This is a genomic window from Paracoccus albicereus, from assembly GCF_024359525.1.
Lineage (GTDB): Bacteria > Pseudomonadota > Alphaproteobacteria > Rhodobacterales > Rhodobacteraceae > Paracoccus > Paracoccus albicereus.
In genome coordinates this window covers 422,051-443,894 of sequence record NZ_JAKZEU010000001.1, presented here as the reverse complement: position 1 = coordinate 443,894, position 21,844 = coordinate 422,051, and the positions used below count along the sequence as shown (strand labels likewise).

Here is a 21,844-nt window from a genome sequence, read left to right as displayed (position 1 = left end):
TTTCGCGCCGCGGCCGGGACGCGGGCGTTCCAGGTTGCCGCGTCCGGGGCGAGGGTGCCGCGGACGTTCACGCCCAGTGCCCGCGCGACATCAGGCCAAGGTCCTCAAGCTGATGCCAGTCACGATATTCCTGCGACTGCGCGCACCACAATCGTGAGCGGCCCATCAGCCCCGCCTGGTAAGCACGGTATTCGCGACTGTTGGCATAGTGCTGCCGCCGGTCCAGTTCCTCTGTCGCCTTCGCGCCGAAAGTGGACAGAAACTTCGCATGCAGCAGACAGCCAGAGGCCATCTCACCGCCCTCCTCATCATAGGTTCGGTTCAGGCCCCGGGGAAGCAGCATGTGCGTGGAACTGACGTAGGCGTAGCGGCGATTCCACTTCACCAGCGGAATCTTGTTCAGCGCCGGGCCGGCCAGCGGGTCATCGGCGAAGAAGGTCCGCGAACGCGGTCCCCCTTGTATCCATAGGTTGTCATAGGTTCGGTTCTTGCGAATCGTGTAGTTCGCCGGATCGAACCAGCGCGCGATCGAGAACGGGTCTTCGCCTGGCGCGTAGGGCTTCGCGTCCAGCGCATCGTCGGGATACATGTCGAGCAGCATCGCCGGAAAGCTGCGGGTCCCCGACGATTCCAGCCAGTCGGTAAGCGCGCGCAGGGGGCGTGCATCGCAGTGGGGGTAGACAAGGAATTCGTCCGGATCGACCGTCAGACACCAATGGCCATGGCCGTGCCGAAAAAGCAGCCAGCCCAGCCAATCCATGCCAAAGCGTGCGGCCTTGTAGCTGGCCTGCGTCCGCCAAAGCGATACGTCGGGCTGTTGCGCAAGGAAGTCCGAACCACCATCGGTGCTGGCGTTGTCGACGATCAGGAAGTGGTCGATGCCAATCTTGCGATAGTAATCCAGGAAATAAGGTAGGCGGGCGGCCTCGTTGCGCAGGGTGGTGAACACCAGCAGATCACGCGGTCCAATCCCTCCGGTCCGGTCCCGGACGATTGTGATCTGACGGCGGCGGCGAATCGCACGGGCCAACAGGCGCTGCCGCTCGGCGCGACGACGCAACTGCTTCAGCGCGGCTCGAATGCGCGCGATCAACCCATGCCTCCCGGTTGTGCCCTTTCAACTTTACAATCAAGCGTTGTCTGCAAACTGGCGCAACCGGATCGGCAATCGCAAGGATTTTTCGCATCATATTTCTTAGTGCCAGTCGCCTGTGCCCATCAGCCCGGCGGACACGAAATCGCGCCAATCGCCGAGCTGACGAGATCTTGAATGCCAAAGGCACGGAGCGCTTGCGAGCGCATCATAATAAGGTCGGAACGCGTCGGGGTCGGCGAAGTGCTGACGGCGACTGATATCCTCCCGACCCCGGGCAATCGCATCGGGCAGGAATTTCGTGTGCAGCAGAATGCCTGACAGGCGCGGATCGCCGGGGCCGTCCCACGCGTCGTTCAGGCGGGGCGGCAGCGCCGCATGGGTCGAATTGGTATAGGCGAAGCGCCTGTTCCAGCGCACCAATGGCAGCTTGTTCAAAGTCGGTGCGCGATGCGGGCGGTCGCTGAAGAAGACGCGCGCCCTGACCCCGCCCCGCGTCCAGCGGTTGCGCCTTGGTTGCTGGATCTGAGTCTCGTAGGGGCCTGCATCGAACCAGCCCAAATAATCCAGTGGCGACTGACCCCCGTCCATCGGTGTTCCCAGCGACGCGCGCGGATAGAGATCGACCATGAGCGCGCCCATCGCCGGAACGCCCATCGCCTCGAGCTGTGTGACGAGCTTCCTCAGATCGTGGCTGTCATGATGCGGGTAGATCAGCAATTCGTCCGCATCGACGGTCAGACACCAGTGACCGTGTCCATAGCGGAGAAGCAGCCAACTCAGCCAATCCATGCCGAATCTAGCCGACCGGTAGGCGTGATCAGTGGACCACAGCGAGACATCGGGCTGCCCAGCAAGCATTTCTGTCGAACCGTCGTGGCTTGCGTTGTCCACGATCAGGAAATGCGCCACCCCCAACGAGCGATAATGATCGAGCCAATGCGGTAAACGCTGGATCTCGTTGCGCAGGCAGCAAAAGGCCAACACGTCACCTCGGCGGATTTGATCCGTCCAGTTCTTGACGAGCGACAACGCTCCCTTTGCTCGGATCGCGCGCCACAAAAGCTGGCGTCGCTTCCAGCGCAACCGCCAAGCCGACCACAAACGTCGTAGTCGCGCGGCAGAGCGATCGCTCAACGGTCGTAATGTCCGTTCTGGTGCCACCGCCATGCGTCAGCGATCATCTGCGCCATGGTCGATCGGTCGGCTTGCCAGCCCAGTTCGGTGCGCGCGCGCTCGCTACCGCAGACCAGCGTCACTGCATCGCCGGGGCGACGCGGACCGTCCTGCATCGGCACCGTACGGTTTGTGACATGGCGCGTCTCGGCCACCACCTCTCGAACCGAAAAGCCCGTCCCTGTGCCAAGGCAGAAGACACGGCTTCCCTTGCCTGCGCGCAACCAGTCCAGCCCGGCCACATGTGCCTCCACCAGGTCCATGACGTGGACATAATCGCGGATGCAGGTGCCATCCGCCGTCGGATAATCGGTCCCGTTGATGGTCAGCGCAGGTCTGCGTCCGTCCACGGCATCGAGGATCAAGGGGATGAGATGCGTTTCGGGTTGATGATGCTCGCCGACCTCTCCTTCAGGGTCGGCACCCGCCACGTTGAAATAGCGAAAGATGACGCTTTCCAATCCATCCGACACAGCAAAATCCGCCAGCATGTCTTCGATCGCACGCTTGCTGGCCCCGTAGGCGTTGAGTGGTGCTTGCGGCGTATCCTCGGTCAGGACGACACCATCCTGATCGCCGTAAGTCGCGCAGGTCGAAGAAAAGACGAAGCGTTTGACACCCGCGGCCAAGGCCGCTTCGATCAGGTTCAGCGAACCGCCGACGTTCACGCGCCAGTACAGGCCCGGCTCTCTTACCGCTTCGCCGACTTGGCTCAGCGCCGCGAAATGCATCACCGCGTCAGGGCGGTGCTTTTCAAACGCTGCGTCCAGTGCGCCGCGGTCCAGCAGGTCACCCTCGACCATTGGACCAAAGCGAACGGCGTCGCGCCAGCCGGTCGAGAAATTGTCGAATGTGACTGGGATGTGGCCCGCCCGAGCCAGTGCCTTGCAAGCATGCGAGCCGATATAACCCGCGCCGCCGGTGACCAAAACTTTCTCGGGCATGACCCTATTCTGCGGCGCGACGCATCGCCATGACGTCGGCAAGGTAGTCGCCGAACTCATCCTTCAGCTCATCCCGTGCCAGTCCGAAGGCGACCGTTGCCTGAAGGAATCCAGCTTTGGACCCGCAGTCGAAGCGCTGCCCACGGAAGCGAAGGCCATAGACGTCCCGGCCTTCCTGAATGTCGTCGGCGATGGCGTCCGTCAACTGGATTTCGCCGCCCGAGCCCTGCTTCAGCTTGTTGAGGTTTTGCATCACGGTCGGCGAAAGAATGTAGCGTCCGATGACCGCGAGGTTTGAGGGCGCAGTACCGGGCGCGGGCTTTTCGACCACGCCACGCGCACGGACGATTGCGCCCATATCTTCAACCACGTCGAGAACGCCGTAGGCCTGCGTCTTGTCGGCGGCGACCTCCATCGTGGCGACCATACTGCCGCCGGTCTCCTCATGCGCTTCGATCATCTGCTGCAGGCAGGGCGGTTCGCCCATGATCACGTCATCGGTCAGAATCACCGCGAATGGCTCGTTGTGGACCAAACGGCGCGCACACCAGACCGCGTGCCCCAGGCCGAGCGCCTTGTGCTGCCGGATATAGGCAATTGCGCCCGACTCCATGTTCGTGGTGCGCAGGATGTCGAGAAGCTCGTTCTTGCCTGACTTTCGCAGGCTGGCTTCCAGTTCGTGCGCGTGGTCGAAGTAATCTTCCAGCGCGCCCTTCCCGCGCGACGTGACGAAGATGAATTCCTTGATACCGGCAGCGCGGGCTTCATCGATCGCGTATTGGATCAAGGGCCGGTCGACCAGCGTCATGATCTCTTTCGGGATGCTCTTGGTTGCGGGCAGGAAACGCGTTCCTAGACCGGCGACGGGGAAGATCGCCTTCGTGACCTTGCGACTCATTCGGACAACTCCTGTCTGAGCGGCCGTCGCGAGGACGGTTCCGTTTCGGTTCGTTTATGGTGCGCCCAACGGCGCGGATCAAGGTTCTAACAGAAGTAGGGTAAACTGGCCGATCTTGTTTTGTCCAATATGCACGCCAACAAGCGAGATGACGCGTTGTGAATACACTTGGCGATCACCTGCCACATGAATTTCAACTGATCGACATATCCGCCATCATCCGTTCCAGACGCGGAACGTCTTCAGGGTTGTTCAGTTCCCAGAACTGACGGCCACGGGCCTCGACACGAACGCAAAGGACGCGACGTCCGTTTTCCAGGAAGCGCAGCTGTTCAAGCCCCTCCAGCCGTTCAAGCGGCCCTTCGGCCCAGGTCGGATAGGCTTTCAGCGCGTCTGGACGGTAAGCATAGACACCGACGTGGTGAAAAACCGGGCTTGGCTCGGCAGGATCGAACGAGCCGGCCGCGAACGGGATCACCTCTTTGGAAAAGTAGAGGGCGCCCATGTCAGCGGCGAAGACGGCCGTGGTGCCGCCCACCCGGCCCGCATGGCGATCGGCGATCAGGTCCTGACGCATGGCTCCCGAAGTCGGCAGAACCGGCGTCGCCACGCCTGCGGTGGCGTCTGCGCGAAGGCCGGCGACCAAGTCCTCGATGAACCATGCGGGTGTCAGTGGCGCATCGCCCTGCAGGTTGACGACGATATCAGCGCTCAGGCCAAGATTTTCCACGGCTTCGGCACAGCGCTCGGTTCCGTTTCTGCAGGAGGTCGACGTCATCGCGACGTCCGCTCCAAAATCGTGCGCATGGGCAGCGATGCGCTCATCGTCGGTCGCCACGATGACGCGGTCGATGCCGGCAACCTCCATCGCGGCATCCCAGCTGCGACGGATCAGGCTGCGCGCCTCGCCCGTCGCACCGCGGAGCTCGACAAGCGGTTTGCCCGGATAGCGGGTCGAGGCGAAGCGGGCGGGAATGACGATGACGACGCCCGACATAGGCTCAGTCCTTGACCAGCAAAACGCCGGGCGCGAAGGAGATAAAGAACGGGTTCTCGAAGCCCGGCTTGCCGTAGGCGAGCGGGGTGTGATCGTCGAAGCGCACCACTTCGCCGCCCGCGCCGCGCAGGACGGCGTCGCCAGCCGCCGTGTCCCATTCCATCGTCCGGCCAAGCCGCGGATACAGGTCCGCCTCACCCGTCGCCACCAGGCAGAACTTCAGCGAGGAGCCGGCCGACGTCATGTCGCGCACGCCGTATTGCGCGATATACGCATCGGTCGCGGCATCACGATGTGATTTCGATGCAACGACCATGAGGCCACGATTGTCGGGCGTCGGATTGACGCCCACGGGCTCGACGCTACCTGGTGCCTCACCGAACGGCCCCTTTTCCTCGACCGAGCGGCCGTCCGCAGTCGTGTAAAAAAGCCGTTCTTTCGCAGGCGCATAGACGACGCCGCGAACCGGTACGCCGTTTTCGACATAAGCGATGTTGACGGTAAAATCGCCGCGACGCTGAACGAACTCCTTCGTGCCGTCCAGCGGATCGACGATCAGGAAGGTCTGCGCCTTTTCGTCGTGCGTCGCCGATTGCTCTTCGGTCACCAGCGGGATGTCGGGGAAGGCTGCGCGCAGCCCCTCGGCGATCAGGGCGTCCGCCGCCTCGTCGGCCTCTGTCACTGGGGAATCGTCGGATTTCGAGCGGACCTCGAAATCCTCGGCCGAATAGACCGCCATGATCCGATCGCCGGCGGCGATGGCGAGGCGACGCATCTCGGCTGTCAATCGTTCGAAATCCATCTACTTTCCCTCGGTCGTACGGGCCCTGCCGGCGCGGCGCAGGTTGAGTTTGCGACCCTGTTTGCCTATGATTTCGAGGAATGCAATGGGCAAGCGCTTGTTTGCCGGCACCCTCATCGAGCGACAGCGCCTGCCATGTTCGTCCCGCGCAAGAATCAGAACCTGGCCCAGGCGGCATTGACGACGCTGGCGTTGTCCTATCACCAGACCGTCTACAACCTGCGCCAGAACGATCGCAACGCGATCCTCGGGCTTCTGATGGTGATCGCCCAGAACCTGCTGATGCTTCTGGGCTTCCTGCTGATGTTCTACCTGATCCGCGTCCGCACGTCGCCCGTGCGCGGGGACTTCATCATCTACCTTTTCAGTGGGATCATCATGTTCATGACCCACATCAAGGCGGTCGGTGCCGTTTCCGGCTCGGGTGCCCTGACCTCGGGAATGAACAACCACGCGCCCTTGAACAGCGTGATCCTGATGGCCGGTGCGGCGCTGGCAGCGTTGTATCATCAGATCATCGCCTGTTTCGCGTTGCTCATCCTGTACCACGTCGTCTTTCAACCGGTGCATCTGGAAAACTGGCGCGCCTGCCTTGCGATGCTGATCCTTGCCTGGACTTCGGGCTGCGCGGTGGGTCTGGTCTTCCTTGCGATCAAGCCCTGGTGGCCAAGGGGAACGAAGCTGCTGACGCTGGTCTATCAGCGTCTGAACATGGTCGCTTCGGGCAAGATGTTCGTGGCTAACCTGATGCCGACAGCGCTGATGCCATACTTCGCGTGGAACCCGCTGTTCCATCTGATCGACCAGACCCGCGGATTCGCGTTCATCAATTATTCACCGCATCGGACATGGGTCCTGTATCCTGTCTATTTCACGCTCGCCGTGCTGATGGTCGGCTTGATGCTCGAATTCACGACGCGCCGTAAGGTCTCGCTCAGCTGGTCTGCCGGGCAGTGACGAGGTTGTCGCGCCCCGGGTGAAGGGCGAGCGTGCCGCGGCGCTTGCAGCCGTAAAATCGCCTTCCTATATACCCTTCCGAACCAACCGGCCCCCTGGCCGGACACGTCAAGGGATAGGTCCGCGGGGGCCGATCTGGACCCGAAGACCATATATCGCCGCAAGAAAGGTTGTGAGAAACATGTCCAAAGTCATCGGCATCGACCTCGGCACGACGAACAGCTGCGTCGCCATCATGGACGGCAGCCAGCCGAAGGTTATCGAGAACTCCGAAGGGGCGCGCACCACGCCGTCGATCGTCGCCTTCACCGACAGCGAACGTCTGGTCGGCCAGCCTGCCAAGCGCCAGGCGGTGACGAACCCCACCAACACCATCTTCGCCGTCAAGCGTCTCGTCGGGCGCCGTCTGACCGACCCCGAGGTCGAGAAGGACAAGAAACTCGTCCCCTACACGATCGTCGATGGCGGCAATGGCGACGCCTGGGTCGAGGCGAAAGGCGAGAACTATTCGCCCGCGCAGATCAGCGCCATGATCCTGCAGAAGATGAAGGCCACCGCCGAAAGCTATCTGGGTGAAAAGGTCGAGCAGGCCGTCATCACCGTTCCGGCCTATTTCAACGACGCCCAGCGTCAGGCGACCAAGGACGCCGGCAAGATTGCCGGTCTTGAAGTGCTGCGCATCATCAACGAGCCGACCGCCGCCGCGCTGGCCTACGGGCTCGACAAGAAGGAAAGCAAGACGATTGCGGTCTATGACCTCGGCGGCGGCACCTTCGACATCACCATCCTGGAAATCGACGACGGCCTTTTCGAGGTGAAGTCGACCAACGGGGACACGTTCCTCGGCGGCGAAGACTTCGACATGCGGATCGTCAATTACCTCGCCGACGAGTTCAAGAAAGAGCACGGCGTCGATCTGACCAAGGACAAGATGGCATTGCAGCGGCTGAAGGAAGCCGCCGAAAAGGCCAAGATCGAGCTGTCGTCCTCCAGCCAGACCGAGATCAACCAGCCGTTCATCTCGATGGACAAGGACACCGGCACGCCGCTGCACATGGTCATGAAGCTGACCCGCGCGAAGCTGGAATCGCTGGTGGGTGAGCTGGTCAAGCGCACGCTGAAGCCCTGTCAGGACGCGATGAAGGACGCCGGCGTCAAGAAGGACGACATCGACGAGGTGATCCTCGTCGGCGGTCAGACACGGATGCCGATGGTGGTCGAGGAAGTGACCAAGTTCTTCGGCAAGGAGCCGCATAAGGGCGTCAACCCCGACGAGGTCGTGGCACTTGGCGCTGCGGTTCAGGGCGGTGTTCTGCAGGGTGACGTCAAGGACGTCGTGCTGCTGGACGTGACCCCGCTGTCCCTGGGCATCGAGACGCTGGGTGGCGTGTTCACTCGCCTGATCGATCGCAACACCACGATCCCGACCAAGAAGAGCCAGATCTTCTCGACCGCCGAAGACAACCAGAACGCGGTGACGATCCGTGTCTTCCAGGGCGAGCGCGAGATGGCTGCGGACAACAAGATGCTGGGCCAGTTCAATCTGGAGGACATCCCACCCGCACCGCGCGGCATGCCCCAGATCGAGGTGACGTTCGACATCGACGCCAACGGCATCGTTTCGGTCAGTGCCCGCGACAAGGGAACCGGCAAGGAACAGAAGATCACCATCCAGGCGTCGGGCGGTCTGTCCGATGAGGACATTGAACAGATGGTCAAGGACGCCGAGGACAATGCCGAGGCTGACAAGGGTCGCCGCGAGCTGGTCGAGGCCAAGAACCAGGCGGAAAGCCTGATTCATTCGACCCGCAAGTCGCTGGAAGAGCACGGTGACAAGGTCGACGGCTCGACCGTCGAGGCGATCGAACTCTCGATCGGGGCGCTGGAAGAGGCGCTGAAATCCGAGGATTCCGGCAAGATCAAGTCGGGCATTCAGAACGTGATGGAAGCCTCGATGAAGCTCGGCGAAGCGATCTACAAGTCGCAGCAATCCGAGGGTGAGGCCGGTGAGTCCGACGAAGACAGCCCGCGCGATGTGGACGACGACATCGTCGACGCCGATTTCGAGGACCTCGACGACGACAACAAGAAACGCGGCTGATCCCAGGCCGCAACGCTTGGGCCGGCCCGGTTGAAACCGAGGGCCGGCCCTTCTTCATTCAGGACGTGACGACGCCATGGCCAAACGCTGTTATTACGAGGTTCTGGGGATCACGCGCGGTGCATCCGTCGACGAGATCAAGCGCGCCTATCGCCAGAAGGCGAAGGAGCTGCATCCCGACCGAAACCGCGGAAACGAACAGTCCGAAGCCCAGTTCAAGGAGGTGAACGAGGCTTATGACTGTCTCAAGGACGACCAGCGCAAGGCCGCCTATGATCGTTTCGGCCATGCTGCCTTCGAGGGCGGGCAAGGTTTCGGGCAGGGCTTTGGCGGCGCGCGCGGCGGAAACGCCGATTTCGGTAGCGCTTTTGCCGACGTTTTCGAGGATCTGTTCGGCGACATGATGGGGGGCCGTCGTGGCCCCGGTGGCGGCGGGCGCTCGCGCGCCCAGCGCGGTCAGGATCTGCGATACAACCTGCGCGTTACGCTGGAAGAGGCTTTCGGCGGGCTGCAGAAATCCATCACCGTTCCGGGCTCGATCGCCTGCAGCGAATGCGAGGGCACCGGGGCCGAGGGCGCGACCCAGCCTGCCACCTGTCCGACCTGTGCGGGCATGGGCAAGGTGCGCGCCCAGCAGGGTTTCTTTACCGTCGAGCGCAGCTGCCCGACTTGCGGCGGCCAGGGCCAGATCGTCAAGAACCCGTGCACCTCCTGCGCCGGCGCTGGCCGGGTGCAGAAGGATCGCACACTGTCCGTCACCATTCCCGCGGGTGTCGAGACCGGCACCCGAATCCGCCTTGCTGGCGAGGGCGAGGCCGGCCTGCGTGGCGGACCAGCGGGCGATCTCTACATCTTCATCGAGGTGCAGGAGCACGCGATCTTCCTGCGCGACGGCAAGATTCTGGCGTGCCAGGTGCCGGTGAGCATGGCCTCGGCCGCACTGGGTGGTGAAGTCGAGGTTCCGACCATCGATGGCGGTCGCTCGCGCGTGAAGGTTCCGGCGGGCAGCCAGTCTGGCCGCCAGATGCGCCTGCGCGGCAAGGGGATGCCGCCCCTGCGGCACGGGCCGGGTGCGCATGGCGAGGCAGGCGACATGCTGATCGAGCTGATCGTCGAGACGCCGGTCAATCTGACCCCGCGGCAGCGCGAACTCTTGCGGGAATTCGACGCGGTCAAGGCGGACAACAGCCCCCAATCCGACAACTTCTTCCGCAAGGTTAAGAACTTCTGGGACGGCATGACCCGCGCCTGAGCGGGTTAACCGTTTGTTCACCCTGCATGTGCGAACGTCGCGCGTATGGGTGATCCGAATCGCAGTTTTGCCGAAGCACCGATGCCGCTGTTCTCACCGGCAGAGGATGAGGTCGTGCCGACCGCGCTTCCCGCAGCGTCGGTTCGTGGCAAGCAGCCTTCCTACCTCGCAGACCACCGCGCCCGTCTTCGCGACCGCTTCATGCAGGGTGGCGCGGACGCCCTGCCGGATTACGAATTGCTGGAACTGGTTCTGTTCCGGGCGATACCGCGACAGGACGTCAAGCCGCTGGCGCGCCGCCTCATCGATCACTTCGGCGACTTCAACCGGGTGCTGTCGGCGACGCCCGCGAGGCTGGCAGACGTGCCTGGGGTCGGGCAGGCTGTCGTGACAGAATTCAAGATTGTCGAGGCTGCCGCGCAGCGCTTGGCGCGTGCGCGGGTGATGAACCGCCCGATCCTGTCCAGCTGGGACAGCCTGCTGGACTACTGCCATACCGCGATGGCGCATCGGGAAACCGAACAATTTCGGGTTCTTTATCTAGACCGCAAGAATGTGCTGATCGCCGACGAAGCGCAGGCGCAGGGCACCGTCGATCATGTGCCGGTGTATCCGCGTGAAATCGTGCGCCGCGCGTTGGAACTGAATGCCTCGGCCCTGATCCTGGTCCACAACCACCCATCGGGGGACCCGACACCGTCGCAATCGGACATCGCGATGACTGCCCGCATCGAAGCGGCGGCCGGCAGCATGGACATCACGGTCCACGACCATCTCATCATCGGCAAGTCGCGAGAGCTGAGTTTCCGCGCGCAGGGGCTGCTTTAGTGCGGACCTTCGCTTAGCGGTGCCACCGCCGTCGGTCTGACGCGGTATCGCAACAGGTAGGCTGGTTGCACCCTCCATCGCGACGAGCACGCTGATAACGTGCCCGAACCCGCTGGACTGGCGCGGAATTGGCCGCTACAACCGCCCCCGCACAGGCTGCGGTTTTCCGCGGCCTCACCATATGCATCGCCCGGTTGCGCGGCTTGAGAACTGGAGAAAAACCCGTGTCCCACGCAGAAGACCACGTAGGCACCCGGAGGGACTTCCTCTATTACGTCACCGCAGGCGCAGGCGCCGTCGCCGCCGGGGCTGCGGGCTGGACCCTGGTCAACCAGATGAATCCCTCGGCCGACGTTCAGGCCCTGGCCTCGATCCAGGTCGATGTAAGCGGCGTCGAGGTCGGCCAGCAGCTGACCGTGAAATGGCTGGGCAAGCCCGTCTTCGTCCGTCGCCGCACCCCCGAAGAGATCGAGGCCGGTCGTGCCGTCGATCTGTCCGAACTGATCGATCCAAGCGCCGAGAACGCAAACCTGCCGGGCGAGCCTGCGACCGACGAAAACCGGACCTTGGACGAGGCCGGCGAGTGGCTGGTTCAGATCGGCGTCTGCACCCATCTGGGCTGCGTGCCGATCGGTGACGGCGCGGGTGATTTCGGCGGCTGGTTCTGCCCCTGCCACGGTTCGCACTATGACACGGCGGGGCGCATCCGCCGCGGCCCGGCGCCGCAGAACCTGCATATCCCCGTCGCGGAATTCCTCGACGAAACCACCATTCAGCTGGGTTGAGGAGAGACGCCGATGGCCGGAATCCCGCACGACCATTACGAGCCGAAGACCGCGCCCGAGCGCTGGCTTAATCGCCGTCTTCCGATCGGGGGCATCATCTACGACACGCTGATGATCCCGACGCCGAAAAACCTGAACTGGATGTGGATCTGGGGCATCGTCTTGGCTTTCTGCCTGGCGCTGCAGATCATCACCGGTATCGTTCTGGCAATGCACTACACGCCGCATGTCGACATGGCCTTCGCCAGCGTCGAGCACATCATGCGTAACGTGAATGGCGGCTACATGCTGCGCTATCTGCATGCGAACGGCGCCTCGCTGTTCTTCCTGGCCGTCTACATCCACATTTTCCGCGGTCTTTACTACGGGTCGTACAAGGCCCCGCGCGAGGTGACGTGGATCGTCGGTATGCTGATTTATCTGTGCATGATGGGCACCGCCTTCATGGGCTACGTGCTGCCCTGGGGTCAGATGTCCTTCTGGGGCGCGACCGTGATCACCGGCCTCTTCGGCGCCATTCCGGGCATCGGGCCGTCGATCCAGCAATGGCTGCTGGGCGGACCAGCCGTCGACAACGCGACGCTGAACCGCTTCTTCAGCCTTCACTACCTGCTGCCATTCATCATCGCGGGTCTGGTCGTCGTCCATATCTGGGCGTTCCATACCACCGGCAACAACAACCCGACCGGGATCGAGGTGCGTCGCACCAGCAAGGAAGAGGCAAAGAAGGACACGCTGCCGTTCTGGCCGTACTTCGTCATCAAGGACTTCTTCGCGCTCGCGGTCGTTCTGGTCGTCTTCTTCGCGATCGTCGGCTTCATGCCGAACTATCTGGGCCACCCCGACAACTATATCGAGGCGAATCCGCTGGCGACGCCCGCCCACATCGTCCCCGAATGGTACTTCCTGCCGTTCTACGCGATCCTGCGCGCTTTCACCGCTGATGTCTGGCTGGTTCAGCTGGTCAATTTCCTGTCGTTCCGCATCATCGATGCCAAGTTCTTCGGGGTGATCGCGATGTTCGGCGCGATCCTGGTCATGGCGCTGGTGCCTTGGCTGGATACCAGCCGCGTCCGTTCGGGCCGCTACCGGCCCCAGTTCAAGTGGTGGTTCTGGCTGCTCGTCGCGGACTTCATGATCCTGATGTGGACTGGCGGGCTGTCGCCGGACGCGCTCGGGGGCTACGTCCCGGCGATTTCGCTGGCCGCGACGGCCTACTGGTTCGGATACTTCCTCGTCATCCTGCCGCTTCTTGGCGTGATCGAGAAACCCGAGCCGATGCCCGCAACGATCGAGGAAGATTATCTGAGGCACCGCGGCGAAGCCACGCGGATGGCCGAGTAAGGAGAGCCGTCAATGAATCTGAGAACCACGACTCTCTCGGCCGTCTCGGCCCTTCTGATCGGCAGCGCGGGTGCGCTCTGGGCGCAGGATGCGGCCACGACCGAACCGGCGCCCGAGGCTGAACAGCAGGCGCCGGCGACGGGTGACACCGCGACCGAAACCCCTGCGGAAACGGAACCGGCAGCAGCGCCGGAGCCCGAAGCAGCGCCAGCCGAAGAACCGGCGGCGGCGGAACCCGCCGCCGAAACTGCAGAGGAGCCCGCGGCGGCGGCCGAGCCTGCCGAGAATGCTTCGGCCACTGAGGAACCGGCGGCTGAGGGTGCAGAGCCCTCTTCCGAGGAACCAGCGGCTGAATCGGCTGAGCCTGCTGCTGATGCAGCTGCCCCTGCAGATGAGGCTCCGGCCGAAGAACCCGCTGCGGCGGACGCCGCGACCGAGGAACCTGCCGCGACCGAGGATGCCTCGGCTGAAGAACCTGCTGCGGAAACAGAGCCGGCGCCCGCCGATGGCGAGGCAATGCCAGAGGACGAAGCGGCTGCCGAGGGCGAGCACGCGGCCGAGGAAGATCACGCTGCGGGTGGCCATGGCGCCGCTCATATCGAGGACATCACCTTCAGCTTCGAAGGTCCTCTGGGCAATTACGACCAGTTCCAGCTGCAGCGCGGTCTTCAAGTCTACACCGAAGTCTGCTCGGCCTGTCACGGACTGCGCTATGTCCCCCTGCGCACGCTGGGTGACGAAGGCGGCCCCGGCCTGCCCGAGGATCAGGTCCGCGCTTATGCGGCGAACTTCAGCATCATCGATGCCGATACCGAGGAAGAGCGTCCGCGCGCCCCGACCGATGCCTTCCCGACGGTCAGCGGTGACGGAATGGGCCCGGATCTGTCGCTGATGGCCAAGGCGCGTGCCGGCTTCCACGGCCCGGTGGGCACCGGGATTTCGCAACTGTTCCGCGGCATTGGCGGTCCAGAATACATCCATGCGCTGCTGACCAGCTACACGGGTGAAGAGATCGAACAGGCGGGGTCGGTGCTTTACGAAAACACCGCTTTCTCGACCGGTGCGCTGTCGATGCCGCCGCCGTTGTCGGACGATATCGTCACCTACGAAGACGGCACACCTGCGACGGTCGACCAGATGTCACGCGACGTCGCCGCTTTCCTGATGTGGACGGCAGAGCCGAAGATGATGGCACGCAAGTCCGTCGGGCTGGTGTCGGTCCTGTTCCTGATCGTGTTGGCCGGACTGCTGTACTACACCAACAAGGCGCTTTGGTCGCCGCACAAGCCCAAGCACTGATCGGACGCTCAAAAGACAAAACGCGCCCCGAGGGGCGCGTTTTTTCGTTTCCAGACCTCAGCGCGTTAGCCGATCTGACCGCGTCGACCGCCGGTCTGGGCGCGGTCCATGAGCAGATGATCCAGGATCACGCAGGCGGCCATCGCCTCTGCCACCGGGACCGCGCGGATGCCGACGCAGGGATCGTGCCGGCCCTTGGTGATCAGGTCGATCTCCTCGCCCGCTTCGTTGATCGTCTGGCGTGGAGTCGTGATCGATGAGGTGGCCTTGACCGCGAACCGGACGACGATGTCCTGTCCGGTCGAGATGCCGCCCAGAATGCCCCCAGCATGGTTCGACAGGAACCGAGGCCCGTCATTGCCCATCCTCATTTCGTCGGCATTCGCGGTGCCGGTGAGCGACGCGGCACCCATCCCTTCGCCGATCTCGACGCCCTTGACCGCGTTGATCGACATCATCGCCGCCGCAAGATCCGTGTCGAGCTTGGCATAGACCGGCGCGCCGAGACCTGGTGGGCAGCCGCGAACCAGAACCTCGATCGCGGCCCCGACGCTGTTCTGGTCTTTGCGGATCCCGTCGAGATAGTCGGACCAAGCGTCGACGCTTTCCGCGTCGGGTAGAAAAAACGGATTGTCCGGAATCGCGCCGATATCGAAGCGGCTCCGGTCCAGATGCATGTCGCCCATCTGCACCATGTAGCCGATGATCTGAAGGTCCGGCAGCATCTGATGCAGAACCGCCTGCGCGACGCCGCCCGCAGCCACCCGTGCCGCGGTCTCGCGTGCGCTGGATCGTCCGCCGCCGCGATGATCCCGCAGCCCGTATTTCAGATGATAGGTGATGTCCGCATGGCCAGGTCGGAAGCTTTGCGCGATCGTGCCATAATCCTTGCTGCGCTGGTCTGTGTTCTCGATCATCAGCTGGATCGGGGTGCCGGTCGTGTGGCCTTCAAACACGCCGGACAGGATCCGCACCTGGTCGGCCTCGCGCCGCTGTGTCGTATGCTTGCTGGTGCCAGGACGGCGGCGATCCATGAACTGTTGGATGAACGCCTCGTCCAACGGGACGCCGGGTGGCGTGCCATCGACCGTCGCGCCAAGCGCCGGGCCATGGCTTTCGCCCCAGGTGGTGAAGCGGAATTCGCGCCCGAAGGTGTTGTAGCTCATGCGTCCTCGCGGGTCAGGGATTTCAACTCGTAGATCAGGTCCAGCGCCTCGCGAGGCGAGAGCGAGTCAGGATGAATGTCCTTCATCCGGCCATCAAGGGCGCTGTCCTTCGCCTTTGCGGGCGCCGGTGCCGGCGGGGCCGCGCGAAACAGGGGCAGGTCGTCGATCAGCGCCGTGGGGCGGGCAGCGCCCTCGCGTTCGCCTGATTCCAGCGCATCCAGAACCTCGCGCGCACGATCCACGACGCTGGCCGGCAGGCCGGCAAGCCGCGCGACCTGGACGCCGTAGCTGCGATCTGCGGCACCCTTGCGGACCTCGTGCAGGAAGATCACGTCACCCTCCCATTCGCGCACCGCGACGGTCGCGTTCTCGACCCCGTCAAGACGCGCGCTGAGCGCTGTCATCTCGTGGTAATGCGTCGCGAAGAGCGCCCGGCAGCGGTTCACCGCGTGCAGATGCTCCATCACCGCCCAAGCGATCGACAACCCGTCCCAGGTCGCGGTGCCGCGTCCGATCTCGTCCAGGATCACCAATGCATGGTCGTCGGCCTGGTTGAGGATCGCGGCGGTCTCGACCATCTCGACCATGAAGGTGGACCGTCCGCGCGCCAGATCGTCGGCCGCGCCGACGCGGCTGAAGAGCTGGCTGACCAATCCGATATGCGCGACCCGTGCAGGCACGAAACTGCCCGCCTGCGCCAATACCGCGATCAGCGCGTTCTGACGGAGAAACGTCGATTTACCCGCCATGTTCGGCCCGGTCAGCAGCCAGATCGCGGGCGTGTCGCCCGTGGTAAGCGCGCAATCGTTGGCAACGAAACTGCCCGACTTGCGCTTCAGCGCGCGTTCCACGACCGGGTGACGGCCGCCTTCGATCTGGAAGGCCCGGCTTTCGTCAACCTTGGGACGGGACCAGTTCTCGCCCGTCGCCAGATCGGCGAAGGCGGCCGTCAGGTCGATCTCTGCCAGCGCGCGGGCGGCCTGACCAACCTGCGGCGCGGCGTCAAGGATCGCGGCACGCAGTCGCTCGAAGACACCGCGTTCGATCTCCAAGGCGCGGTCACGAGCGTTGAGGATACGTGTTTCCAGTTCCGACAACGCGACGGTCGTAAACCGGATCTGGTTGGCGGTGGTCTGGCGATGGATGAACGTGTCGGGCAAGGCGCGCATCCGCTCTTCATGCGTCGCCGTGGTTTCGATGAAGTAGCCCAGCACGTTGTTGTGCTTGATCTTCAGGCCAGGGACACCGGCCTGAGCCGCGTAATCCGCCTGCATCCCGGCGATTACGCCGCGCCCCTCGTCACGAAGGCGACGCGTCTCGTCCAGATCGGGGTCATGGCCTTCGGCCACAAATCCACCATCGCGCGCCAGAAGGGGCGGCTCGGCCACCAGCGCATCGTTCAGGAGGTCGATCAGGGCGTCGTGACCGGTCAGGGCCGCTGCTGCGTCAGAGAGGACCGTGACCGTGTTGGCAGGCAGGCGAGACGCAATCGCGGCGCCCTGCGTCAGACCTGCTCGGATCGCGGCAAGATCGCGAGGGCCCCCACGGTCCAGTGCGAGCCGCGACAGCGCCCGGTCGATGTCGGGCACGCGCGACAGCGCATCCCGCAAATCGGCCGCAAGTCGCGTGTCATCGGCCAGTTGTGCCACCGCATCATGGCGCGCGTGGATCAGGGTAAGGTCCCGTGATGGCGCAGAAATCCGTCGTTCCAGCAACCGGGCGCCGCCGGCGGTAACGGTGCGGTCGATCGCTGTCAGCAGCGACCCCTCGCGCCCGCCCGACAGCGCTTGTGTCAGTTCCAGATTGCGCCGGGTCGAGGCATCGATCTGCATCGTGCCGCCCGATCGTTCCTTCGACGGCGGCCGCAGCAGCGGCAGCTTTCCCTTCTGGGTCAGCTCCAGATAATCGACGATCGCGCCCATCGCCGACAGCTCGGCACGCTCGAAATTGCCGAAACCGTCCAGCGTCTCGACCCCGTAAAGCGAGCAAAGCCGCCGCGTGGCCGACGCGCTGTCGAAGCTTCCAGCATGACAATCGGTCAGAGCCGCCCCAGCCTCGGCCGCCAGATCGTCCAGACCCGAGCCGTCCACAGCCAACAACTCTCGCGGTGAAAGCCGGGCGAGCTCGGGCGCCAGCCGTGGCAGCGCACAAGGCATCACCTGGAAGGCGCCGGTCGAGATGTCGACCCAGGCCAGCGCGCTGTCGTCGCGCACCGTTGCGAAGGCGGCGAGAAAATTGTGGCGCCGCGCGTCCAGCAGGGCGTCCTCTGTCAATGTGCCGGGCGTGACCAGACGCACCACGTCGCGCGCGACCACAGACTTGGCACCTCGCTTCTTCGCCTCGGCCGGATCCTCCATCTGTTCGGCAATGGCGACGCGAAAGCCCTTGCGGATCAGCGTCAGAAGATAGCTTTCGGCGGCATGAACGGGGACCCCGCACATCGGAATCGGCTGGCCCGCATGGGTGCCGCGCTTCGTCAGCGCGATGTCCAGCGCCGCAGCGGCAGCGACCGCGTCGTCGAAAAACATCTCGTAGAAGTCGCCCATCCGATAGAACAGCAGCGCACCGGGATTGGCGTCCCGGATCGCCAGATACTGCGCCATCATCGGTGTCGGCTCATCGCTCATGCCGGCCGTTCTAGCCGTGTGCGCGAGGCTTGCAAACCGCCGCCTTGCGCTGGCCCGCGAAACCCTTACATTTCGCCTTACCTCGGGGTGCCCAAGCTGGGCTGAGACGCGAAAGCGGACCCGTTGAACCTGATCCGGCTCATCACCGGCGGAGGGAAGGTGTCGCGATCCTTCTTTTCGGCAATCGAAACCTAGGAGGATGCGATGCGATTTCGACCATTGATGCTGGCCTTGTTGGCCGCGACCCCGGCCGCCGCGCAGGACAAGCCTGTGCTGACCGTCTATGCCGGCGACTACATCACCAGCGAATGGGGCCCCGGCCCGAAGATCGAGGAAGGGTTCGAAGCCTTCTGCAACTGCGACCTGCAATTCGTCACCGGCGATGTCCTGCCGCGCGTGCTGATGGAAGGCGAAGGGACCGAAGCCGACATCGTCTTCGGCCTGAACACCGACGTGACGGCGCGCGCCCGCGCCTCGGGGCTGTTTGCGCCGCACGGGCAGGACACGACCGACATGTCGCTGCCGATCGAATGGACCGACGATGTCTTCCTTCCCTACAACTGGGGTGAGACGGCGTTCATCTATGACGAGACCCGGCTGGAAAATCCGCCCGCCAGCTTCCAAGAATTGCTCGACGCGCCCGACGATCTGAAGATCGTGATCCAGGACCCCCGCTCGTCGATCTCGGGGCTGGCGATGCTTTTGTGGGTCAAGGCGGTCTATGGCGATCAGGCGCCAGAGGCGTGGGCAAAGCTGGCCCCCAAGGTGCTGACCGTGACCAAGGGCTGGTCCGAAAGCTACGGCATGTTCACCGAGGGCGAGGCGGATATGGTCCTGTCCTACACCACCTCGCCTGCCTACCATATCGAGGCCGAAGGGGATGAGACCAAGCACGCCGCGATCTTCGCCGAGGGGCATTACTTCATGGCCGAACTGGCCGCGCAGGTCGCGGGCACCGATCAGCCGGAACTGGCTCAGGCTTTCATGGACTGGATCCTGACGCCGGACTTCCAGACGACCGTCCCGATCGCGAACTGGTCGCTTCCCTCCAAGTTGCCAGAGGATCAGTGGCCCGAGGTCATGCGGAACCTGCCGCGCCCCGACAAGACGATCTTCTACACCGAGGATGAGGCCGAGGCGCTGCGAAAGCCTGCGCTGGACGAATGGCTCGCCGCATTCTCGCGCTAAGGCGACCCTGGGCGGTGCTGGCGACGGCTGCGGCGCTGGCCGCGCTGATCCTCGGGACGTTGGCGGCGGTCGCGACCTTCGCTGGCGGTCTGGGGGGCTTGGGACCGTGGGATTGGCGCGCGGTCTGGTTCACGCTGTGGCAGGCGGTCGCGTCGGCGTCGCTGTCGGCCCTGCTGGCCATTCCCGTGGCGCGGGCGTTGGCGCGGCGGCGCTTTCCGGGACGCGCGGTGCTGGTCATCCTGCTCGGCGCGCCTTTCATCCTGCCGGTGATCGTGGCGATCATGGGGCTGATCTCGGTCTTCGGGCGCACGGGCGCGCTGAACGGCCTGGTCCGGTCTGTGGGTCTGCCGGAAATCAGCATCTACGGCTGGCAAGGTGTGATCCTGGCGCATGTGTTCTTCAACCTGCCGCTTGCGGTGCGAATGATCCTGCAAGGCTGGCAGGCGATCCCGGCCGAGCGCTTTCGTCTTGCTGAAAGCCTCGACTTCGCGCCCGCCGACCTCGCGCGGCATCTGGAGCGTCCGATGCTGCGCGCGGTCCTGCCCGGCGTCTGGCTGGCGATCTTTCTCGTCTGCCTGACCTCGTTCACCGTCGCCTTGGCGCTTGGCGGCGGGCCGCGCGCGACGACGGTGGAACTGGCGATCTATCAGGCGTTCCGTTTCGATTTCGATCTTGGCCGCGCGGCCACCCTGGGGCTGGTTCAGGTCGGGCTTTGCCTTGCCGCACTCGCGCTTGCATCACGCGTCACGCTTCCCTCGGCCTTCGGCGCCGGGCTGGATGCTGGGCACTCTCCCGCCGCACCCAGGGGTTGGCGCCGGGCTGGCGATGCGATGGCGATCGGCCTGGCGGCAGGCTTTCTGTTATGGCCGATGGCGGCCGTGACACTGCGCGGGCTGCCGCGAATGGCGGCGCTTTCAAGTGACGTCTGGGCCGCGGCGGGACGGTCGGTTGCGATGGCGCTTGGATCGGCGGGCTTGACGCTGGTCGTCGCACTGGTTCTGGCGCTCGCGATGACGCGGGCCGGTCGCGCGCGTGGCTGGATCGAGGCTGCGGGGATGCTGCCGATCGTCGCCTCGCCGCTGGTTCTCGGAACGGGTCTTTACCTGATCCTGCGACGTTGGGCGGGGCCTGACGATCTGGCGTTGCCGGTGACGATGGCGATCAATGCGGTGATGGCGCTGCCCTTTGCGTTGCGGATCCTGATCCCGGCGGCACGGGTGATGGAGATGGATTACGGCCGTCTCGCCGCGTCGCTGGATCTGCGTGGCTGGGCGAGGCTGCGCGTGCTGGTTCTGCCGCGGCTGAGCGGCCCGCTGGGCTTCGCTGGCGGGCTGGCGGCGGCGCTGGCGATGGGCGATCTGGGGGTGATCACCCTGTTCGCGAACGACAATCCGACACTGCCGCTGAAGCTGTATCAGCTGATGAACGCCTACCGGATGGAGGATGCGGCGGCGTGCGCCGTGTTGCTGATGGCGATCAGTTTCGCCTTGTTCTGGGGGTTCGACAGGATGGGCCGACGTGCTTGAGTTTCGCGATGTCTCTGTTTCGCTGGGGGAATTCCGGCTGAGCGCGGATTTCGCGGTCCGGCCGGGCGCGCGGGTCGCGGTGATCGGGCCGTCGGGGTCGGGGAAGTCCACGCTGCTGTCTCTGGTTGCGGGATTTCTGATGCCGGATCAGGGGGTTGTCGCCTGGGACGGGCGCGATCTGGGCGGGGTGGCGCCGGGGAAGCGGCCGGTGTCGATCCTGTTTCAGGATCAGAACCTGTTTCCGCATCTGAGTGTGGCGCAGAATGTCGGATTGGGGGTGCGGCCAGATCTGAGGCTGAGTGCCGAGCAGACGGATCGTGTCTCGCAAGCAATTGAAAGGGTTGGGCTTTCGGGGATGGAGGATCGGCGGCCCTCGGCGCTGTCGGGCGGGCAGCAGAGCCGCGTGGCGTTGGCGCGGGTGCTGTTGCGCGCGCGGCCGGTGCTGCTGCTGGACGAGCCGTTCGGAGCGCTGGGTCCGGCGCTGAAGATCGAGATGCTGAACCTGCTGTCCGAGATCGCGCGCGAGAGCGGGGCGACGGTGCTGATGGTCACGCATGATCCTGAAGACGCACGGTTTTTCGCACCCGAGACGGTGGTGGTCGAAGGCGGGGTCGCGCATGCGCCGACCGCGACGGGGCCGCTTCTGGACGATCCGCCGCCGGGGCTGCGGGCCTATCTGGGTTAACCCGTCTTAACGGCAACACCAGCGTACGGAAGGGCGCAACAGCGCAACACCAGGCGGCGTCGAAAGCCCAGCATGTGCTGGGCCGAAGGCTGTGACATCCGTACACCGGGCGTACACAGGCCGTACACAACCTGTACACAGGCTGCGCACGCGCGGTTCGGGGATCGTTAACCCTT

Annotated in this window: 18 protein-coding genes and 1 riboswitch; of the genes, 10 read left to right on the top strand and 8 right to left on the bottom strand. The window is 64.1% G+C overall.

Annotation, left to right across the window (positions count from 1 at the left end; genetic code table 11):
• Positions 1 to 67: 67 nt before the first annotated feature.
• The 6 genes from MLD63_RS02220 to cysQ form a co-directional block, all read right to left on the bottom strand.
• The gene (locus tag MLD63_RS02220) at positions 68 to 1,093 is read right to left on the bottom strand and encodes a glycosyltransferase family 2 protein (RefSeq protein ID WP_255328204.1); all 1,026 of its coding nucleotides are present in this window, start codon (positions 1,091 to 1,093) and stop codon (positions 68 to 70) included.
• A 102-nt stretch (positions 1,094 to 1,195) separates the two neighbouring features.
• Positions 1,196 to 2,080: a glycosyltransferase family 2 protein gene (locus MLD63_RS02215; RefSeq protein ID WP_255328490.1), complete on the bottom strand. Its 885-nt coding sequence runs from the start codon at positions 2,078 to 2,080 to the stop codon at positions 1,196 to 1,198.
• Between the two features lie 146 nt (positions 2,081 to 2,226).
• The gene (gene galE, locus MLD63_RS02210) at positions 2,227 to 3,213 is read right to left on the bottom strand and encodes a UDP-glucose 4-epimerase GalE (protein WP_255328203.1); all 987 of its coding nucleotides are present in this window, start codon (positions 3,211 to 3,213) and stop codon (positions 2,227 to 2,229) included.
• Between the two features lie 4 nt (positions 3,214 to 3,217).
• The gene (locus tag MLD63_RS02205; protein ID WP_255328202.1) at positions 3,218 to 4,111 is read right to left on the bottom strand and encodes a UTP--glucose-1-phosphate uridylyltransferase; all 894 of its coding nucleotides are present in this window, start codon (positions 4,109 to 4,111) and stop codon (positions 3,218 to 3,220) included.
• Between the two features lie 193 nt (positions 4,112 to 4,304).
• On the bottom strand, positions 4,305 to 5,108 hold the full coding sequence (locus MLD63_RS02200; RefSeq protein ID WP_255328201.1) for a 3-deoxy-manno-octulosonate cytidylyltransferase: 804 nt from the start codon (positions 5,106 to 5,108) through the stop codon (positions 4,305 to 4,307).
• A 4-nt stretch (positions 5,109 to 5,112) separates the two neighbouring features.
• Positions 5,113 to 5,910, bottom strand: a complete 798-nt coding sequence (gene cysQ / locus MLD63_RS02195; protein ID WP_255328200.1) for a 3'(2'),5'-bisphosphate nucleotidase CysQ — start codon at positions 5,908 to 5,910, stop codon at positions 5,113 to 5,115.
• 135 nt (positions 5,911 to 6,045) lie between these two features.
• Between cysQ and MLD63_RS02190 the strand changes: the two genes are divergently transcribed.
• The 7 genes from MLD63_RS02190 to MLD63_RS02160 all read left to right on the top strand — a co-directional run bounded on the left by MLD63_RS02190 (position 6,046) and on the right by MLD63_RS02160 (position 14,476).
• Positions 6,046 to 6,867, top strand: a complete 822-nt coding sequence (locus MLD63_RS02190; protein ID WP_255328199.1) for an ABC transporter permease — start codon at positions 6,046 to 6,048, stop codon at positions 6,865 to 6,867.
• Between the two features lie 181 nt (positions 6,868 to 7,048).
• Positions 7,049 to 8,968 (top strand): molecular chaperone DnaK, encoded by a 1,920-nt coding sequence (gene dnaK / locus MLD63_RS02185; protein ID WP_255328198.1) that lies wholly within the window; start codon positions 7,049 to 7,051, stop codon positions 8,966 to 8,968.
• 76 nt (positions 8,969 to 9,044) lie between these two features.
• Positions 9,045 to 10,220, top strand: a complete 1,176-nt coding sequence (gene dnaJ, locus MLD63_RS02180) for a molecular chaperone DnaJ (RefSeq protein ID WP_255328197.1) — start codon at positions 9,045 to 9,047, stop codon at positions 10,218 to 10,220.
• Between the two features lie 45 nt (positions 10,221 to 10,265).
• Complete coding sequence (gene radC, locus MLD63_RS02175; protein WP_255328196.1) at positions 10,266 to 11,048, top strand: RadC family protein; 783 nt, start codon at positions 10,266 to 10,268, stop codon at positions 11,046 to 11,048.
• 224 nt (positions 11,049 to 11,272) lie between these two features.
• The gene (petA, locus tag MLD63_RS02170; RefSeq protein WP_255328195.1) at positions 11,273 to 11,833 is read left to right on the top strand and encodes a ubiquinol-cytochrome c reductase iron-sulfur subunit; all 561 of its coding nucleotides are present in this window, start codon (positions 11,273 to 11,275) and stop codon (positions 11,831 to 11,833) included.
• Positions 11,834 to 11,845: 12 nt separating this feature from the next.
• Positions 11,846 to 13,177, top strand: a complete 1,332-nt coding sequence (petB, locus tag MLD63_RS02165; RefSeq protein ID WP_255328194.1) for a cytochrome b — start codon at positions 11,846 to 11,848, stop codon at positions 13,175 to 13,177.
• 516 nt (positions 13,178 to 13,693) lie between these two features.
• A complete protein-coding gene (locus MLD63_RS02160; RefSeq protein WP_255328489.1) occupies positions 13,694 to 14,476 on the top strand; it encodes a cytochrome c1 in 783 nt (260 codons plus the stop codon).
• 65 nt (positions 14,477 to 14,541) lie between these two features.
• On the opposite strand, the gene aroC is transcribed toward MLD63_RS02160, so the two are convergent.
• Together aroC and mutS are read right to left on the bottom strand one after the other, a co-directional pair.
• Positions 14,542 to 15,642: a chorismate synthase gene (aroC, locus tag MLD63_RS02155; RefSeq protein WP_255328193.1), complete on the bottom strand. Its 1,101-nt coding sequence runs from the start codon at positions 15,640 to 15,642 to the stop codon at positions 14,542 to 14,544.
• Positions 15,639 to 18,269 (bottom strand): DNA mismatch repair protein MutS, encoded by a 2,631-nt coding sequence (gene mutS / locus MLD63_RS02150; RefSeq protein WP_255328192.1) that lies wholly within the window; start codon positions 18,267 to 18,269, stop codon positions 15,639 to 15,641. Before mutS ends, aroC begins: the two co-directional genes overlap by 4 nt.
• A 73-nt stretch (positions 18,270 to 18,342) precedes the next feature.
• Positions 18,343 to 18,443, top strand: a riboswitch (TPP riboswitch).
• A 30-nt stretch (positions 18,444 to 18,473) separates the two neighbouring features.
• Here mutS and MLD63_RS02145 point away from each other — a divergent pair.
• The 3 genes from MLD63_RS02145 to MLD63_RS02135 are packed head-to-tail and all read left to right on the top strand — an operon-like array spanning position 18,474 to position 21,668.
• The gene (locus MLD63_RS02145; RefSeq protein ID WP_255328191.1) at positions 18,474 to 19,457 is read left to right on the top strand and encodes a thiamine ABC transporter substrate-binding protein; all 984 of its coding nucleotides are present in this window, start codon (positions 18,474 to 18,476) and stop codon (positions 19,455 to 19,457) included.
• The gene (locus MLD63_RS02140) at positions 19,433 to 20,983 is read left to right on the top strand and encodes a thiamine/thiamine pyrophosphate ABC transporter permease ThiP (protein ID WP_255328190.1); all 1,551 of its coding nucleotides are present in this window, start codon (positions 19,433 to 19,435) and stop codon (positions 20,981 to 20,983) included. The genes MLD63_RS02145 and MLD63_RS02140 overlap by 25 nt, the downstream gene beginning before the upstream one ends.
• Entirely contained in the window at positions 20,976 to 21,668 is a 693-nt protein-coding gene (locus MLD63_RS02135) for a thiamine ABC transporter ATP-binding protein (RefSeq protein WP_439957607.1), read from the top strand. The genes MLD63_RS02140 and MLD63_RS02135 overlap by 8 nt, the downstream gene beginning before the upstream one ends.
• The last annotated feature ends 176 nt before the right edge of the window (positions 21,669 to 21,844 follow it).

Excerpts from the sequence above, each read along its gene's own strand:
- MLD63_RS02145 (WP_255328191.1), top strand. The coding sequence starts at position 18,474 with ATGCGATTTCGACCATTGATGCTGGCCTTGTTGGCCGCGACCCCGGCC.
- MLD63_RS02190 (WP_255328199.1), top strand. The coding sequence starts at position 6,046 with ATGTTCGTCCCGCGCAAGAATCAGAACCTGGCCCAGGCGGCATTGACG.
- MLD63_RS02205 (WP_255328202.1), bottom strand. The coding sequence starts at position 4,111 with ATGAGTCGCAAGGTCACGAAGGCGATCTTCCCCGTCGCCGGTCTAGGA.
- MLD63_RS02200 (WP_255328201.1), bottom strand. The coding sequence starts at position 5,108 with ATGTCGGGCGTCGTCATCGTCATTCCCGCCCGCTTCGCCTCGACCCGC.
- dnaJ (WP_255328197.1), top strand. The coding sequence starts at position 9,045 with ATGGCCAAACGCTGTTATTACGAGGTTCTGGGGATCACGCGCGGTGCA.
- aroC (WP_255328193.1), bottom strand. The coding sequence starts at position 15,642 with ATGAGCTACAACACCTTCGGGCGCGAATTCCGCTTCACCACCTGGGGC.
- MLD63_RS02140 (WP_255328190.1), top strand. The coding sequence starts at position 19,433 with ATGGCTCGCCGCATTCTCGCGCTAAGGCGACCCTGGGCGGTGCTGGCG.
- galE (WP_255328203.1), bottom strand. The coding sequence starts at position 3,213 with ATGCCCGAGAAAGTTTTGGTCACCGGCGGCGCGGGTTATATCGGCTCG.
- mutS (WP_255328192.1), bottom strand. The coding sequence starts at position 18,269 with ATGAGCGATGAGCCGACACCGATGATGGCGCAGTATCTGGCGATCCGG.
- petB (WP_255328194.1), top strand. The coding sequence starts at position 11,846 with ATGGCCGGAATCCCGCACGACCATTACGAGCCGAAGACCGCGCCCGAG.
- radC (WP_255328196.1), top strand. The coding sequence starts at position 10,266 with ATGGGTGATCCGAATCGCAGTTTTGCCGAAGCACCGATGCCGCTGTTC.
- cysQ (WP_255328200.1), bottom strand. The coding sequence starts at position 5,910 with ATGGATTTCGAACGATTGACAGCCGAGATGCGTCGCCTCGCCATCGCC.
- MLD63_RS02160 (WP_255328489.1), top strand. The coding sequence starts at position 13,694 with ATGCCAGAGGACGAAGCGGCTGCCGAGGGCGAGCACGCGGCCGAGGAA.
- dnaK (WP_255328198.1), top strand. The coding sequence starts at position 7,049 with ATGTCCAAAGTCATCGGCATCGACCTCGGCACGACGAACAGCTGCGTC.